Source organism: Noviherbaspirillum massiliense JC206, assembly GCF_000312045.1.
Taxonomy (GTDB): Bacteria; Pseudomonadota; Gammaproteobacteria; order Burkholderiales; family Burkholderiaceae_D; genus Noviherbaspirillum; species Noviherbaspirillum massiliense.
In genome coordinates this window covers 782,943-798,657 of record NZ_HE978634.1, presented here as the reverse complement: position 1 = coordinate 798,657, position 15,715 = coordinate 782,943, and the positions used below count along the sequence as shown (strand labels likewise).

At 60.2% G+C, this 15,715-nt stretch carries 17 protein-coding genes; 14 read left to right on the top strand and 3 right to left on the bottom strand.

Annotation, left to right across the window (positions count from 1 at the left end; translation table 11 throughout):
• Positions 1-138 precede the first annotated feature (138 nt).
• The 3 genes from HGHM_RS04085 (at position 139) to HGHM_RS04075 (ending at position 2,422) form a co-directional block, all read left to right on the top strand.
• Positions 139-930 (top strand): amino acid ABC transporter substrate-binding protein, encoded by a 792-nt coding sequence (locus HGHM_RS04085; RefSeq protein ID WP_026075677.1) that lies wholly within the window; start codon positions 139-141, stop codon positions 928-930.
• A 66-nt stretch (positions 931-996) separates the two neighbouring features.
• A complete protein-coding gene (locus HGHM_RS04080) occupies positions 997-1,650 on the top strand; it encodes an amino acid ABC transporter permease (RefSeq protein WP_019140237.1) in 654 nt (217 codons plus the stop codon).
• Positions 1,631-2,422, top strand: coding sequence for an amino acid ABC transporter ATP-binding protein (locus HGHM_RS04075; protein WP_281004494.1), 792 nt, complete (start codon positions 1,631-1,633; stop codon positions 2,420-2,422). Before HGHM_RS04080 ends, HGHM_RS04075 begins: the two co-directional genes overlap by 20 nt.
• Positions 2,423-2,589: 167 nt before the next feature.
• Here the strand turns inward: HGHM_RS04075 and HGHM_RS04070 are convergent, their stop codons facing one another.
• The gene (locus HGHM_RS04070) at positions 2,590-3,255 is read right to left on the bottom strand and encodes an endonuclease III domain-containing protein (protein WP_019140235.1); all 666 of its coding nucleotides are present in this window, start codon (positions 3,253-3,255) and stop codon (positions 2,590-2,592) included.
• Between the two features lie 374 nt (positions 3,256-3,629).
• On the opposite strand from HGHM_RS04070, the gene HGHM_RS04065 reads away from it, so the two are divergent.
• The 5 genes from HGHM_RS04065 to HGHM_RS04040 all read left to right on the top strand — a co-directional run bounded on the left by HGHM_RS04065 (position 3,630) and on the right by HGHM_RS04040 (position 7,364).
• The gene (locus HGHM_RS04065; RefSeq protein ID WP_034348725.1) at positions 3,630-4,355 is read left to right on the top strand and encodes an MBL fold metallo-hydrolase; all 726 of its coding nucleotides are present in this window, start codon (positions 3,630-3,632) and stop codon (positions 4,353-4,355) included.
• Positions 4,356-4,625: 270 nt separating this feature from the next.
• Entirely contained in the window at positions 4,626-5,135 is a 510-nt protein-coding gene (locus tag HGHM_RS04060; RefSeq protein ID WP_148415357.1) for a hypothetical protein, read from the top strand.
• A gap of 60 nt (positions 5,136-5,195) precedes the next feature.
• Positions 5,196-5,666: a hypothetical protein gene (locus tag HGHM_RS04055; RefSeq protein ID WP_019140232.1), complete on the top strand. Its 471-nt coding sequence runs from the start codon at positions 5,196-5,198 to the stop codon at positions 5,664-5,666.
• Between the two features lie 124 nt (positions 5,667-5,790).
• Complete coding sequence (locus HGHM_RS04045; RefSeq protein ID WP_019140230.1) at positions 5,791-6,579, top strand: nuclease-related domain-containing protein; 789 nt, start codon at positions 5,791-5,793, stop codon at positions 6,577-6,579.
• A 242-nt stretch (positions 6,580-6,821) separates the two neighbouring features.
• Positions 6,822-7,364 carry a hypothetical protein gene (locus tag HGHM_RS04040; RefSeq protein WP_148415355.1) on the top strand — a complete coding sequence of 181 codons (543 nt, stop codon included), beginning with the start codon at positions 6,822-6,824 and terminating at the stop codon, positions 7,362-7,364.
• Positions 7,365-7,692: 328 nt separating this feature from the next.
• Here HGHM_RS04040 and HGHM_RS23040 read toward each other — a convergent pair whose 3' ends face one another.
• Positions 7,693-7,857 (bottom strand): hypothetical protein, encoded by a 165-nt coding sequence (locus HGHM_RS23040; protein WP_019140227.1) that lies wholly within the window; start codon positions 7,855-7,857, stop codon positions 7,693-7,695.
• A gap of 279 nt (positions 7,858-8,136) precedes the next feature.
• Here HGHM_RS23040 and HGHM_RS04025 point away from each other — a divergent pair, with 279 nt between their 5' ends.
• On the top strand, positions 8,137-8,598 hold the full coding sequence (locus tag HGHM_RS04025; RefSeq protein ID WP_019140226.1) for a CBS domain-containing protein: 462 nt from the start codon (positions 8,137-8,139) through the stop codon (positions 8,596-8,598).
• Positions 8,599-8,714: 116 nt separating this feature from the next.
• On the opposite strand, the gene glnA is transcribed toward HGHM_RS04025, so the two are convergent.
• A complete protein-coding gene (gene glnA / locus HGHM_RS04015) occupies positions 8,715-10,220 on the bottom strand; it encodes a type I glutamate--ammonia ligase (RefSeq protein ID WP_026075676.1) in 1,506 nt (501 codons plus the stop codon).
• Between the two features lie 424 nt (positions 10,221-10,644).
• Between glnA and HGHM_RS04010 the strand changes: the two genes are divergently transcribed.
• The 5 genes from HGHM_RS04010 to HGHM_RS03990 all read left to right on the top strand — a co-directional run bounded on the left by HGHM_RS04010 (position 10,645) and on the right by HGHM_RS03990 (position 15,690).
• On the top strand, positions 10,645-12,522 hold the full coding sequence (locus HGHM_RS04010; protein ID WP_019140223.1) for a hypothetical protein: 1,878 nt from the start codon (positions 10,645-10,647) through the stop codon (positions 12,520-12,522).
• A 346-nt stretch (positions 12,523-12,868) separates the two neighbouring features.
• Positions 12,869-13,288 (top strand): M67 family metallopeptidase, encoded by a 420-nt coding sequence (locus tag HGHM_RS04005; protein ID WP_019140222.1) that lies wholly within the window; start codon positions 12,869-12,871, stop codon positions 13,286-13,288.
• Positions 13,285-13,596, top strand: coding sequence for a MoaD/ThiS family protein (locus HGHM_RS04000; protein ID WP_034348386.1), 312 nt, complete (start codon positions 13,285-13,287; stop codon positions 13,594-13,596). The genes HGHM_RS04005 and HGHM_RS04000 overlap by 4 nt, the downstream gene beginning before the upstream one ends.
• Positions 13,568-14,740: a molybdopterin-synthase adenylyltransferase MoeB gene (gene moeB, locus HGHM_RS03995; protein ID WP_019140220.1), complete on the top strand. Its 1,173-nt coding sequence runs from the start codon at positions 13,568-13,570 to the stop codon at positions 14,738-14,740. The genes HGHM_RS04000 and moeB overlap by 29 nt, the downstream gene beginning before the upstream one ends.
• The gene (locus HGHM_RS03990) at positions 14,737-15,690 is read left to right on the top strand and encodes a PLP-dependent cysteine synthase family protein (protein WP_019140219.1); all 954 of its coding nucleotides are present in this window, start codon (positions 14,737-14,739) and stop codon (positions 15,688-15,690) included. The genes moeB and HGHM_RS03990 overlap by 4 nt, the downstream gene beginning before the upstream one ends.
• Positions 15,691-15,715: the final 25 nt, after the last annotated feature.

Sequence of the window (15,715 nt, the reverse complement as noted above, 5' to 3'; positions counted from 1 at the left end):
TCTTCCGATCCAGAACAGCATGCAGAATTAACAAGCTCACAGCCTTCGCCACCCCGCGCAAGCATCCCAATCTCGATGAAAGTGCCTGATTTTGTGGAATAATCCACCGTTTGCCAACTTGATTCCAGATAACTTCCCATGAAAAAAGCGCTTTTGATGGTTTCTGCCGCCCTCGTTGCGGGCGTATTCCTGTCGGCTTGCGACAAGGCTTCTGCACCGGCTGCTTCGGCGCCGGCCGCCTCCGACAAGATAGTGATTGGTCTGGATGACAACTTTCCGCCGATGGGTTTTCGTGACAGCAAGTCGAACGAGCTGGTCGGCTTCGACATCGACCTGGCGCGCGAGGCCGGCAAGCGCCTTGGCGCGACTGTCGAATTCAAGCCCATCGACTGGAATGCGAAGGAAGCCGAGCTGAGCAGCAAGCGCGTCGACGCCCTGTGGAACGGCCTGACCATCACCGAGAAGCGCAAGGAACAGATCGCCTTTACCTCGCCCTACCTGGAAAACCGCCAGATCATCATCGTGACGTCCAAGTCGCCGGTCAAGAGCAAGGCTGACCTGGCCGGCAAGGTCGTCGGCGTGCAGGAAGGCAGCAGCGCCGTCGAGGCCGTCGAGAAGGATCCGGTTGCGAAGAATCTGAAGGAACTGCGCAAGTTCGGCGACAATGTCGCGGCCCTGATGGACGTGAGCAACGGCCGCCTCGATGCGCTGGTGGTCGATGAAGTGGTCGGCCGCTACTACACTGCCAAGCGGCCGGGCGAATATGTCGTGCTGGACGACCACTTCGGCACCGAAGAGTACGGCGTCGGCGTGCGCAAGGACGACGCGGCTCTGCTGGGCAAGCTGGAACAGGCGCTCGCCGACATGAAGAAGGACGGCACCGCCGAAAAGATTTCCACCCAGTGGTTCGGCAAGAACATCGTCAAATAAGGCTGCCTGTACTACGGTTGAGCCTTGCTTCCTGCATGACCCGGCCTGCACCGGGTCATCGGCCATATGAACTACGTCTTTGAAATCATCGGCCCGCTGCTGGACGGCAGCGTGGTCACCCTGAAGGTCTTCTTCATCACGCTGGTGCTCTCGGTGCCGCTGGGCCTCGTACTGGCGCTGATACGCGTTTCCCATTTCCGTTTCGCCAGCGGCCTCGTCAGCGGCTACATCTGGCTGATGCGCGGCACGCCGCTGATGCTGCAGATGCTGTTCATCTATTTCGCGCTGCCGCTGGTGCCCGTCGTCGGCGTGCGCCTGCCGGATTTTCCCGCCGCCATCGTCGCGTTCACGCTCAATTACGCGGCGTATTTCGCCGAGATCTTCCGTTCCGGCATCCAGTCGGTCGACCGCGGGCAGTACGAGGCCTCGCAGGTGCTCGGCATGAACTATGTGCAGACCATGCGCCGCATCATCCTGCCGCAGGTCGTCAAGCGCATCCTGCCGCCGGTCAGCAATGAAACGATTACACTGGTCAAGGACACTTCCCTGATCTACGTGCTGGCCATGAACGACCTCCTGCGCGCGGCGCGCGGCATCGTGCAGCGCGACTTCACCACCATGCCCTTCGTCGTCGCCGCCGCGTTTTACCTGCTCATGACCCTGGTGCTGACCTGGGGCTTCCATCGCCTGGAAAAACGTTATGCCGTCTATGAAGGATGATGCCGTGGAAGCGATGCTGATGATCGAGGCGCGCGACATACGCAAGCGCTTCGGCGACCTGGAAGTATTGAAAGGCATCTCGCTGGATGTCAGGAAAGGCGACGTGGTCGCCCTGATCGGCCCTTCCGGCTCGGGCAAGAGCACTTTCCTGCGCTGCCTCAATCACCTGGAAAAGATCGACAGCGGCCATCTCGCCATTGAAGGCGAGACGCTGGCCACGACCGGCGTCGACGGCAGCTGCCGCTATGCACCGATCGCCGAAGTGCGCCGCATCTGCAGCAGGATGGGCATGGTGTTCCAGCACTTCAATCTCTTCCCCCACCTCACCGTCCTCCAAAACATCATCGAGGCGCCGATGACGGTGAAAGGCATTCGCCGCGATGAAATCGTACCCAAGGCGGAAGCCCTGCTGCGCAAGGTCGACCTGCTGAACAAGAGCGACAGTTATCCTTCGCAACTCTCGGGCGGACAGAAGCAGCGTGTCGCCATCGCCCGCGCCCTCGCGATGGAGCCCGACCTGATGCTGTTCGACGAACCTACCTCGGCGCTCGACCCCGAGCTGACCGGCGAAGTCCTGCGCGCCATGCGCCAGCTGGCCGAAGAGCAGATGACCATGCTGGTCGTCACCCATGAAATGAACTTTGCGCGCGACGTCTCGACCCGCGTGATCTTCATGGACAAGGGTGAAATCGTGGAGGCCGGCAGCGCGGCGGCGATGTTCTCCAATCCGCAGCACCCCAGAACGCGTGCCTTTCTCGACCTCGCGTTATGAGTCCGTTAAAGGGCATGCCGCGTACCGGCTTCCCAATACGAGAGTGAGTCTCGCGTAAAGCGTTTCCACAAGCCCGAAAGCGAAAGAAGGTAGGGTGCGCCATGCGCACCGGGATTGCATGGTGCGCGCGGCGCACCCTACTTCCCTGCCGCGGACGAGAATAACCCCTAGCGATGTGCCTCCACCCCAACCTGCCGGCACATGTCCAGTACCGGACAGGTCGAGCAATGAGGAAGATTGCCGGTGCAGATGTGCTTGCCGAAGGGGACCAGCAAGCGGTTGATCTCGATCCAGTAGCGGCGCGGCAGTTGCGCTTCAAGCGCCACCAGGGTTTTCTCGGGTGTGGAAGCGTGCACATAGCCCCAGCGCTGGGTCACGCGATGCACGTGCACATCCACGCTGATGAAAGGCTCGCCGCAGGCGATGCCCAGCACGAGATTGGCGCACTTGGGGCCGACGCCGGCAAACGAGAGCAGCACCTCGCGATCACAGGGAAGATTGCCCTGGAATTCCTCCGCCACGCGGCGCGCAATGGCCAGGATCTGGCTGGCCTTGCGCTCATGGAAGGTGCTCGCACTGATCAAGCCATCCAGTTCCTCGTAGTGCAATTCGTTCATCGCGGCTGGCGTGCGGGCGCGTGCGAACAGCGCGCGTGACACCGGCAGCGTGACTTCGTCATAGGTGCGGATGGAAATGATGCAGGCCACCAGCTGCTCGAACGCAGAGGCGAAACCTTCCTCGGCCAGCTGAAACAGCGCCGCCTTCGGCCATGGGCGGATGGCCGGTTCAATGCGCTCGAATGCCAGGTCGATATCGAACGGCCTTTTGTCCATGGGGTTGCCTCCATTCTCCTGGAGCGGATCTCAAATTGCCACGGAGAAGTAGGGTGCGTCGCGCGCACCGGAATTGGATGGTGCGCACGGCGCACCCTACGCCCTTTTCTTTTGGGCGTGTCGAAGTCACTCCAGGGATAGCCGGATCAACGATCCGGCATTGCGATTGATACTAACGGACATCATCTTCGACAGTACGCCCTGCATCAAAGCCCCGCGGGCATTGGCGATGCATCCTTAAGCAATATCAAACCGCAAGCCGCGAAGTAGCAGAAGCTGAAACAGTATCGGCCGGAAATGCGCGCGCGGCCCGATTCTGCGGAAAGATGGCGCGATGAATTCCGGCTTTCCCCTGTTCATGACGGGAGGCAATGATGGGTATCACCAACAACGCTTTGGGCACCAACATCGAAGAAATCTCGGACGGGATCTATCGCATCAACACGCCCGTCGGCACCGTTCCCGGCGGCTTTTCCTTCAACCAGTATCTCGTTGCCGACGAACAGCCTCTCCTGTTCCACACCGGCCCGAGAAAATTGTTCCCCTGGGTGCGCGAGGCGGTAGAAAGCGTGATGCCCGCCTGCCGGCTGCGCTTCATCAGCTTCTCCCATTATGAAGCCGATGAATGCGGCTCCCTCAACGCATGGCTGGCCGCGGCGCCGAAGGCCGTTCCCCTGTGCGGACAGATCGCGGCGCTCGTCTCCATCGAAGACATTGCCGACCGCCCGCCGCAGGCAATGGCGGACGGCGAAACGCTCGCCCTCGGCAACCACCAAGTCAAGTGGCTCGATGCGCCGCATCTGCCGCATGGCTGGGAAACCGGCTATCTCATGGAGACCAGCACGGGCACGCTGCTCTGCGGCGACCTGTTTACCCAGGGCGGCGCGGGAAAGCTGGCAGTGACGGAAGACGACATCCTGGAACCGAGCGAGGCTTTCCGCCAGCCGATGGACTACTTCTCGCATACCAGACATGCCGGCGCCCTGATCGAGAAGCTGGCCAGTGAAGCGCCCGCCACCCTGGCATGCATGCACGGCAGCGCCTGGAAAGGTGACGGCGCGGCATTGCTGCGCGCGTTGGGCCGGCGGCTTGCGCAGTAGGGATCCATTCCCAATCAGCGCTTCAACGATGCGCAGATCGGGCTGAATCAATAGGCGGTTGCGATAGCGGCAGGCTTCATGCTGCATGAAAAACCCTGAGAGGCGAGAAGGCTCTCAGGGTTTTTTGCGTCCGCGACTTGGATTTCACCCTGCCCACTCGTTTCATGAATGGCTTGTCACAGTAATGAGACATTCCGACCTTGCAAAATAGACACAAATAAATGACGTCGGTAGACTCGCTGCCTGTCCGAATCACTTGGGAGACTGAAGATGATAGTAAAGATGATCGCAGTGACAGGCACGGCAGTCCTGCTGTCGGCATGCGGCACCGTTCCGATGACACCTGCGGAATATAAGGAAATCGCGAAAGGCAGCAGCTCCTATTCGAAGGAAAGCTTCGAAGTGAAGCGCTCCTTCGCCGAAGTCACCAAAACACTCAGCAAGAAAGTGCCCGAGTGTCTCACCTACGACATCTATTCCACCAGGCGCCCGACCATTGGCTTTGGCAGCTCCACTACCAAGGTAGGCGACACCTCGAAGGCAGCCGTCGTAACATCCGGCGGGAAAGCGGAAGTCACGTTCCAGAAAAGATGGGACAACCCGGTCGGCCCTATTCCCAAGGATGGCTGGTATTACTTCGTTGCGGACGTTTATCCGGTAGCCAAAGACCGGACGAAAGTCGACATGTACTGGCGCGGCGTCGACCTGATCGACACGGCAATGAAAGGCTGGGCCTCTGGTGACAACATGGGCTGCCCGGACCCGAGTCAAATTTTCTAACTAGCCGCATAAGAGCCAATGATGAAATCACGATTGACCGGCTGTGGATTAGGCTTGAGCATGCTGATCGTTTCACTGGCAGGCTGCTCTGGCATCCCCACTTATCCCGACACCGCACCCAGGAATCTTACGGTCCGGACCCAGGTGGATTCGGGATCGAAGATGACCAATATCTGGGCCGACCTGGATATTCACCGCGTCACATCCGAGTGCACGCCTGAGCATATCGGGCGCATTGAACTGGAGCCGGGCGTTGCCCAGGTGGGCGTGACGACGGGCGAATTACGCTACCTGGAATTTATCTTCGCCCGGAAGCGGTTTCTCTCCTCAAGCAGCAGCACAATACGTTACGGCACCTTGTTCATCGCCAGGCCGGGTTTTGTCTACGACGTACAGGCGAGCTACGACAAAGGCATCTATAACGTCGTCATGCGCGAGGCACGGCAAGGAACTTCCAACTGGAAAATGCTGGAACCGGTACCTATCAAGGCGTGCAAGAAATACGGTACGAGCGACAGTCTTCGCAGCTAGGGCGACTCACTTCGCTCCAAGGCGAGCAGGCAAGGCCCGACATGCAGGTGATTGTAAAAGCCAGCGCCACTCATATGCCCGGCTCGATCATGCCGGGCGATATGCTTTCGATATCGCAAATTTCATGGTGAATCTGCCTTCCCTGCTCGCCCAACTGTTCGCCAATCTCTGGTACCTGATTCCGCTCCTGCTCCTTGCGGCCATCGCAAAATCGGCGTGGTTCAAGGGCATGCTTGGAGAAGCGGTCGTCAACCTGTCGGCAAAATTTCTGCTGGATCGCAACGAGTACCACCTGATCAAAAACGTCACTTTGCCGGTCGAGGATGGCACGACCCAGATCGATCACGTCATCGTGTCACGCTTCGGCGTTTTCGTGATCGAGACCAAGAACATGAAGGGCTGGATCTTCGGCGATGCCCGGCAAAAGACCTGGACGCAGAAGATCTACAGGCACAGCACGAAATTCCAGAATCCGCTGCACCAGAACTTCAAGCATGTCAAAGCGCTTGAAGCGCTTCTTGAACTGGACAGCGCGGCCATCCACTCCGTGATTGTTTTTGTGGGTGACAGCACGTTCAAGACACCCATGCCTGAGAACGTCACGCAAGCCGGCGGCTATATCCGCTACATCAAGTCGAAGAACCAGACCGTTCTCGACAACCGGCAAGTGACGGACGTCATCGAACGCATCCGAACCGGCAGGCGGCCGGCATCGCTTAGAACGCACCGTGAGCACGTCAGGCATGTACAGAGCATCGTGGCCGCCAATGCTGATCCGGATGCATGCCCGAAATGCGGCGGCAAGCTGGTCTCCCGCACGGTGAAGTCCGGAGTCAACGCAGGCAAGCAATTCATGGGATGCGCGAAGTTTCCTTCTTGCCGGTATACAAGCGGCTTGACTCCACTCCAGTAAGCGAATTCGCAGCCCCCTATTCGTTCGGCTCCCGATCCCGAGTTTCCAATCGACCTTTGCCGCCATCAGTGTGAAGGGCATGCCAGGCGTTTTGCGATGGCGCCGCAATTCTACGTTCATGAGCGCGGCATGTGTAAAAACAGCGCACGCGCATGTCCCAGCAGTGTATGCACTGCATTCAAAAAGGGAAACTTTCATGCTTGCCGCTTATCTCATTCATATTTTTATGAAAGGAGATGGAGATGGCCATTCCTCGAACGACAGCAAGAAAGCTGGTTTCCGAAACCGAGTTCAATCTGATCAACGAGAGTTTTCCGCCGCTGGTGGGCAACCTGAGCGGCAAGGGACTCCTGCAGCGCATGGAGCGGGCACGCAAGGCGCGTGACAGGTATCACATGCAGGTGGAACGGCAGCAGGGCAAGGCTGCGTCCGGCTCGCGGCGTGGTGCTGCGCCGGCGGCCAACCTGAAAGAGGTGATCTCGAAGGAGAGGCTTTTCGAGGAAACGCTGGCACGGTTTGAACGCCGGACTGCGCAGGTCAACGGCAGCGACAGCATGAAGGCAGACGCCGTGAAGCTCAAGAGGAACGAGATGGGCAAGAAGAGCGGTGCCGCGAAAAGCGGCGCCCAGGCAAAGAGCAAGGCGAGCGTGAAAATGGCGAACAAGGCGGCAGCCAAGTCCGGCAAGGCGCCCGCTCCGAAGGCCGCGAAGGGAAAAGGCGGCGCCACCAAGAGAACGCCCCGGGGCCGGAATCGGGCGATGACAGCTTCCACCACGCTGCACTGAACAGCGGGGCCGCTTGAAGGAAGGCGACGCTTTCATCCCCGGCCCGGATGAAAGCGCCGTGTCGTCATTTAGTCGTCCCAATGCCGGAAAAACCGGCTCTGCAGGACGAAAGTCTGGCATCGCCTCTCCGCGTATGGGACCCATGAATTGCGGGAACGAAGGCCCGAACCGACAGCAGCGGACACCGGGAGATGTATGAAGTGGAAAAGGGCCGGCTGCAGCGATCGGCTCTCATGCAGCTGGCCCAGCTTGTGCTGCATGCGCCGTTCAGCTTCCGGCTCCGTCGATGCTTTACGCGGCCGGACATTCTTCGGCCGGTGCGCCGGCGCTAGGATTGCTTGGCCGGCGGCTGGGCGGCTGCGCTGCCGCTGGGCTGCTTTCCCATTCGTTCCGCACGTGTCTTGCCGGGCGGCACGCGCTTGGTGTTCTTGAATTCGGCGTACCTCGTTCCTGCTTTGTCTGCGGGATACTTGTTCTTTGTGTTCGCGGCCATGGAATTTCCTTTCAAAAAGAATCAACTGCATCAAACCCATTAGTCCTGCCGTGCCGCGCAAGGTTCATGCTTGTTTTCGCATCGCCTCGCAAACACAGGATATGTTCGGTTTCCGCTTCACTGCCGCTGCTGGCATGCCATTCCGGACACACCCCTCAAAGCGATCCGTCGAATATGAAACGTCGCGCGTCCCACATCGACGCGCTGCGGGAAACTCTATAGCCATGGCGGTCTCCAAACGAGTCCGACAGGTGACCGGATTGAATCGAGGAGGCGAACATGCAAGCGATTTCCGAAGTCATGAGCCATGACGTAACCGTCATTTCCCCGGACGATAATCTGCAGCAGGCAGCGCAGCGGATGCGCGACCAGAACATTGGCGCAATTCCCGTATGCAATGGCAAGAAGCTGGTAGGCATGATTACCGACCGCGACATCACCATCCGCGCCGTAGCGGATGGCAAGGCGCCAGCCGATTGCCGCGTTTCGGATGTGATGAGCGACCAGGTGCTGTGGTGCTACGAGGACCAGACCGTGGGCGAGGTATTGCAGCAGATGGGTGAACAGCAGATCCGGCGGATCCCGGTGATCAACCGCAACATGGAATTGACGGGCGTGGTTTCGCTGGGCGACCTCGCCACGCGCCAGACGGCGTCAACCGACAGCGCACTGGAGGATATCTCCGCGCCGATTGCGCCGGACCGGCCCAGCACCGGAAGGCAGCCGACCACCCGGCATTAGGATTTTTGGTCTTCCCCCTTGCCGCTGAGCGGGCCGGTGGATTCAAAGGCGGCGGCCATTCTCCTGGCCCGCCGCCTTCTTTCCTCTGCGCGCTTCATGCCCTTCATGCGGCGCCTTCAGATATCGAAGTACAGATGGAATTCCCAGGGATGCGGGCGCAGGCGCACCGGGTCGATCTCGTGCTTGCGCTTGTACTCGATCCAGGTGTCGATGACGTCACGGGTGAATACATCGCCCTTGAGCAGGAAGGCATGGTCCTCTTCCAGTGCCTGCAGTGATTCTTCCAGCGAACCCGGCACCTGCTTCACCTTCCGCGCCTCTTCCGGCGGCAGGTCGTAGATGTTCTTGTCCAGCGGCTCGCCCGGGTCGATCTTTTTCTCGACCCCGTCCATGCCGGCCATCAGCATTGCCGCGAAGGCGAGGTAGGGATTCGCTGAAGGATCGGGGCAGCGGAATTCCACGCGCTTGGCATTGGCGGCCTCGGAATACATCGGGATGCGTGCCGCGGCGGAGCGGTTGCGCTGGGACATGGCGAGATTCACCGGCGCTTCGTAGCCGGGCACCAGGCGCTTGTAGGAATTGGTGGTGGGCGCGCAGAAGGCCATCAGCGCCGGCGCATGCTGCAGCAGGCCGCCGATGTACCAGCGGCACATCTGGGACGTCAGTGCATAGCCGGAGGGATCGAAGAACAGGTTCTTGCCTTCCTGCCAGAGGCTCTGGTGGCAGTGCATGCCGCTTGCATTGTCGGCGAAGATCGGCTTGGGCATGAAGGTCGCCACCTTCTCGAAGCGACGCGCGACGTTCTTGCAGATGTACTTGTAGATCATTACGTTGTCTGCCATGCGCAGCAGCGGGGCGAAGCGCATGTCGATCTCGTTCTGGCCGGCGGTGGAGACTTCATGGTGATGGATCTCGACCTGGATGCCGGCTTCCATCAGTTCGAGCACGATCTCGGAACGGATGTCCTGCAGCGTGTCGTGCGGCGGCACCGGGAAATAGCCTTCCTTGTAGCGCGGCTTGTAGCCGAGGTTGCCGCCACCGTAGGCGCCTTCGTCGCGTCCCGAGGTCCACTCCCCTTCGGCGGATTCGACGAAGTAGTAGCCGCAATGCTGGTCCTGTGCGTAGCGGATCGAGTCGAAGATGAAGAACTCCAGTTCCGGCCCGAAGTAGCAGATGTCGGCGATGCCGCTCTGGGTCACGTAGGACTCGGCCTTGCGCGCGACGTAGCGCGGATCGCGCGAGTAAGGCCGTTGCTGCACCGGATCGAACACGTCGCAGATCATCGCCAGCGTCGGCACGTCGTACTCGGTGTCGATGAAGGCAGTGGTGGGATCGGGCTTGAGCAGCATGTCCGATTCATGGATCTCCTGGAAGCCCCGGATCGAAGAGCCGTCGAAGCCGGCGCCCTCGCTGAACAGGCCGGGATTTATCTCGGGCAAGGTGAGCGAGAAGTGCTGCCAGAGCCCGGGCAGGTCGGTGAAGCGCAGATCGACGATTTCGATATTGTTTTCCGTGATCATCTCTATCACGTCGTCCGGACTCCTCGGCCGGTTCACCTGAAAGGAGCCGGGCTGGACGGACACCATGGATGGACGAGTGGTACTGGTGCTGTGCGTGGGCATGGTTGTCTCCTCGCGTAACCTGTTGAATTGCCGCCACGGCGCGCCGGGCGGGCACGAAGCGGCAGCATGAGGAATTCCGGCCAGTAAGCCGGACCGCACTGCGCTCCTTCTTTCAACATAGCCCGGCTTATCAGAAAACCAACCCCGCAGGCCCGATCCTGATTCGCCTGTGAATATGCAGGTTTGGTGCACGACCTGTCTTCCGGGCGAGACGCCCTTCTGGTCCCGGTGCCCGAATAACTGTTTTCATTATGGAAAATTCGTTAAGATTACCGCCAGTTAAATCTAGGTACCGGCATTTCTCCATAGGGCCCGAAAGGGGCAAGACGCCAGCCCGTAAAACAATTTCTTTAAATCCTTTGATCCCGCCGACTTGGACCACCGCAAGGCTTATTCATCCACACCGCAAACTTTGGGAGAGTCCATGTTTCGTGCCGCATTCGTCGTCCTGGTGTTATGCGTTTCAGTTTCGGGCTGCACGCAATTACAGGAGATCTTCCTGCCGCCGCACGAAAAAGTGAACAAGGCATTCCCGCCAAATGCAGAGGTTAGGATTGCAGAGGAAAGCCTGCGGGCGCGTCTCCAAGACAACGAAGCCGCGTTGAAATCCTTTGAAGAGCAGTATGCCTCGCGACTCCAGTTGCGTGCATTAACCTGCAGCCAGGGAATATCGATAGGACGTTTCGATACTGTTGCGAAGGTCAAAGGCCTTCTTAGTCGTGAATGCCTGAGCGCACAGGACGGCCAATTGCTGCAATTCCTGGGCATCCGGCAGGTTGCCCTCCTTATTGCGCAACCTCCCCTGCGTCCGAAGCAGCCGCTCGGCTCTCCTGCTCTGGTACGAAGCATTGCGAATATCTACTCGGGCGCTGCTGCTGCGAATGCTGGTGTTGCCGTGCTGCGCGGTACGAGCGGCGAGTTTGCTTCAATCGAAATCCCCGGCGGCAAGAAGATCGCCAGCCTGCCTTCGCTGCCGGAAGCCTCGCATCATGTGCTTCTGTCACCGAACGGGCGCGTGGCGGCAATCCAGATCAGTAACAGCCGAGTCGCCTTCATCGATACGGAAACCGGCGCAACACTCTGGAATGCCAAGGAAATTACTCAATTTCTCGCATGGCTGCCAGAGATTTCGGCCGCTCTGGCGAATGAGCAGAAGAATGGCTCGCTCGTATATGTCGATTTCCAGAAGGGGAAAATCGAACCTCACCCGATTGAACTTCGTCGCCAGACCTGGGGGCTGTCCGTAAGCAGTTCGCCATCGCGCGTCCTGCTTGGATCGCAAAGGGCGTTTTCGCTCGTCGAACATGAGCGTGCACCGGAAGGAATCAAAGGCACAGCCATCAAGGAATTCAGCATCAAGCAGGGGCAAGGCGTGACTTCTTCGCCGCCCATCCTGATGCGAGAGGGCAAAGCGATTGTCTTCATTTCCTCGCGAGACTTCATGGCAGTCGACCTGGAATCCGGCAACGAAGCTTTGTGGCCTACTGCCGAATTTTTAGTGAATCAATATGGCAAGCTCGGCGAAACTACGCTCCTGGTCGACTCTTACCAGGCGGGTGGGACTGGTACCAAACCGTGGGTATTCGACATAGAGAAATCCACACTGTCTCCCGTTGAAACCAGGGAAGGCAATGCGGGCATCCTCGCGCCACTGGCAGGGCGGACCGGCTATATGCGCAGGGAATACAACGGGATGTGGTTCGGAGACATGGTACAAGCGGGCGACGCCAAGCCTCTGGACGAATTACTGGCTGCTTTCAACCTGGAGCGCCAGCTGGCCAAGCTCAAGGCGCAAGAAGAGGCACGGGCTGCCGATGCGTACAACGGGAGCTTTCGAGGCATGCCAGCCGCTGCCCCGTCTGCGCCCCTTTCGTATGGACCTGCATCCGGTCCGATCGCCGACCTTGCTCGCGAAGCGCAAGTGGAAGCCGTTGGGGTTTACCAAGGATCAAGCGGTGCTCAATCCATGGCCGCGGGACGCCGAATGGGGCATGTCGAAGTCCGCATCCGCCGCTCGGCGAAACCCCTGGTTCTGGTGCTCAGCTCTTATGAGCCTGTGCGCTGGTCACTGATTTCCGAGCCTGGCGCAAAGCTCTCGGCAGTCATGGTCTCCGGATATTATCCATCCGATGTTGTCGGAGCCGGTACAGCCCGTGTTATCAGGACCGGGAGCAGCTACGCTTATAAACTCGATAGCCCTGAATACAATGCACTCAACCGGGAAACGATACGGTGGACAGGGAAAGGCATCAATGTCTTTCAGGGTGGATACGAAGGCAGAACTTTCAGTGTCGGTGGTTAATTCAAGAATTGCTACGTGACCGGCCTCTGCCGCCACATGCTCTTCGCTGCGCCTGCACGCTCCCTCAGCCCGGCGCCAGCCACCTGATACGTCTCACTCTTGCGCCACTCTGCATGGCATCAGGCATTGCGCTCCGGTGGACTCGACACACTCTTGCTCACCGGGTCACATTCACTTTCCTCTCTAACCTTTTCCACCTCGCCTCCGTATTGCAGAAGAAACTTTCCTCGCCACACGAATCTGACGTGGGCTTTCGACTATAACGCTGATCCCTGCAGAATCAGCGCGAAGGAAGAACAATTCCGCAAAAAGCGAATCTCATTTGAAGGAAATGGCGGATTGACGCATGCCGACGCTGTATCTTCCAGGCGATTGCCGGACCACGCTTGCATCGTGGGCAGAGTCGGCTTACCCCCATGAAAGCTGCGGCCTCCTGATTGGCGAACGTGCAGCAGCGGACCATGTGGTCCGGCGCGTGACGCAGGCTCGCAACCTTAACCTGGAACGCGCCCGCGACCGTTACGAACTGGACCCGCAACACCTTCTGGACGCCGACAATGCCGCGCGTGCGCAGGGACTGGAAGTACTGGGCGTGTGGCATACGCATCCCGATCATCCGGCCCGCCCTTCCGAAACCGACCGGCTTGCCGCGTGGCCGGAATGGTCCTACGTCATCCTCGAGGTGACGGACGGCGGCGTGCGCGACCTGCGTTCATGGCGCCTGAATAAGGCACAAGTGTTCGACGAGGAGGTGATTCAATCGTGAGCACGGTGACGATACGCATCCCAACCCCATTGCGTTCCTACACGCAAGGCGCGGACGAAGTTCGTGTCGACGCGTCCAGCATCGCGGATGCCCTGCATGCGCTCGGCACGCAGCACGAAGGCCTGCTGCCGCGCATACTGAATGAGAGCGGCGAGCTGCGCCAGTTCGTCAATATCTATCTGGGCAGCCAGAACATCCGCGCGGTGGACGGCATGCAAACCCCGTTGGCCGACGGGGATATCGTTTCGATCATTCCCGCCGTCGCAGGAGGAATCGATCATGAAAGGCAAGGACCGCCGCCTGGCTGAACTGAAGGCGGCCATTCCCGAGGTGACGCCGGCAGAAGCAATGGCCCTGCAAGCCAGGGGCGCGGCGCTGGTCGACGTGCGCGAAGCGGATGAGATTGCCCAGGGCAGCCCGGTCGGCGCGCATAGGCTCGGACGCGGCTTCCTGGAATTGCGCGTCGAGGACAGCGTGCCGGACCACGACCAACCGGTTGTGACGATGTGTAATAGCGGCGTGCGCTCGCTGTTTGCCGCCGAGGAATTGCAGAAGCTCGGCTATCGCCAGCTGTATTCGATGGCCGGCGGCTTCTCGCGCTGGAAGAACGAAGGCTTGCCCTTCGAAACGCCGCAACGGCTCGACCCGCATGCGCGCGAACGCTATGCGCGCCACCTGATGATGCCGGAAGTGGGCGAAGCCGGGCAAATGAAGCTGATCAACAGCAAGGTGCTGCTGATCGGCGCCGGCGGGCTCGGCTCTCCCGCTGCTTTCTATCTTGCCGCTGCCGGCATCGGCACGCTCGGCATCGTCGACCATGACGTGGTGGACCGCAGCAACCTGCAGCGCCAGATCCTGCATGCGGATGCGCGCATCGGCATGAGCAAGGTGGCTTCGGCACGGCAGGCACTGGAAGCGCTCAATCCTTCCATCAAGGTGCAGGGTTTCGAAACGCGCCTGCACAGCGGCAACGTGGAAGAAATCTTTTCCGGTTTCGACGTGGTGGTCGACGGCTCCGACAATTTCCCCACGCGTTATCTGGTCAACGATGCCTGCGTCAAGCTCGGCAAGCCGAACGTGCACGGCTCGGTCTATCGCTTCGAGGGCCAGGCGACGGTGTTCTGGCCGCGCTATCCGAAGCGCCGCGGCCCGTGCTATCGCTGCCTGTATCCGGAGCCGCCGCCGCCCGAGATGGCGCCCTCCTGCGCCGATGCCGGCGTGCTGGGAGTGCTGCCGGGCGTGATCGGCCTGCTGGAAGCGATCGAAACCATCAAGCTCCTGCTCGATATCGGCGATCCGCTGGTGGGCCGACTGCTGACCTACGATGCGCTCAAGACACGCTTTGCCGAACTGGCGCTGCTGCGCGATCCCGCCTGCCCTTATTGCGGCGACGCGGCACAGGAAATTGCATACGTGGACTATGAACAATTCTGCGCGCGGACGGCGGCATGAAGAACGAAGCCGCCATTTCCTCCGGCGCACCGGCGCTGCTTGCCGCCATCGGTCACACGCCACTGGTCGAGATCCCGCTGGTGCGTGAGGTCGCGTCCGGGACCAGGCTGTTTGCGAAACTGGAAAGCGTGAATCCGGGCGGCTCGATCAAGGACCGGCCGGTAGCACGCATGCTCACCCGCGCCATTGCGGCGGGACGATTCGCGGGCGGACGCCGGTTGCTCGATTCCTCGTCCGGCAATGCCGGCATTTCCTACGCCATGCTGGGTGCGGCGCTGGGTGTGCCGGTGACACTGGTGGTGCCGGGCAATGCGAGCGCCGAACGCCTGCAGCGCATCCGTTCGCATGGTGCCGAACTCATACTCACCGATCCGGTGGAAGGCTACGACTTCGCGATTCGCCACACACAGCGCCTCGCGGCCGAGCAGCCGGACCGCTACTGGTACTGCGACCAGTACGGCAATGCCGACAACTGGCAGGTTCACTATGAAGAAACGGCGAGCGAGATGCTGGAGCAGCTGGCGTCATACACGGGAGCCGCACCCGACGCGCTGGTTGCCGGCGTGGGGACCGGCGGCACGCTCACCGGCGTTGCGCGGCGCCTGCGCGAGCGTGGCACCAAACTGCATGTGGCGGCCGTGATTCCGGAAACTTTTCCCGGCATCGAAGGCCTGAAGCCGCTCGGCCATCCCGGCGACATCGTCCCCGCCCTGCTCGATCAGTCGCTGATCGACGAGCGCATCGGCGTCACGCTTGACGAAGCCCTCGCCATGTCGCGGCGCCTGGCCTTGCACGGCCTGTTCGTCGGGCCTTCCTCGGGCGCTTTCGTGCATGGGGCCATCAGGCTGGCGGCAAGCGGGAGGTACCGCAGCATCGTGACCGTATTGAGCGATACCGGCGAGCGGTATGTTTCAACGGGGATGTGGAAGCCGGGCGACGTTCAAGGCTGACCGCGGTCGACCGCTGATGCAGCGT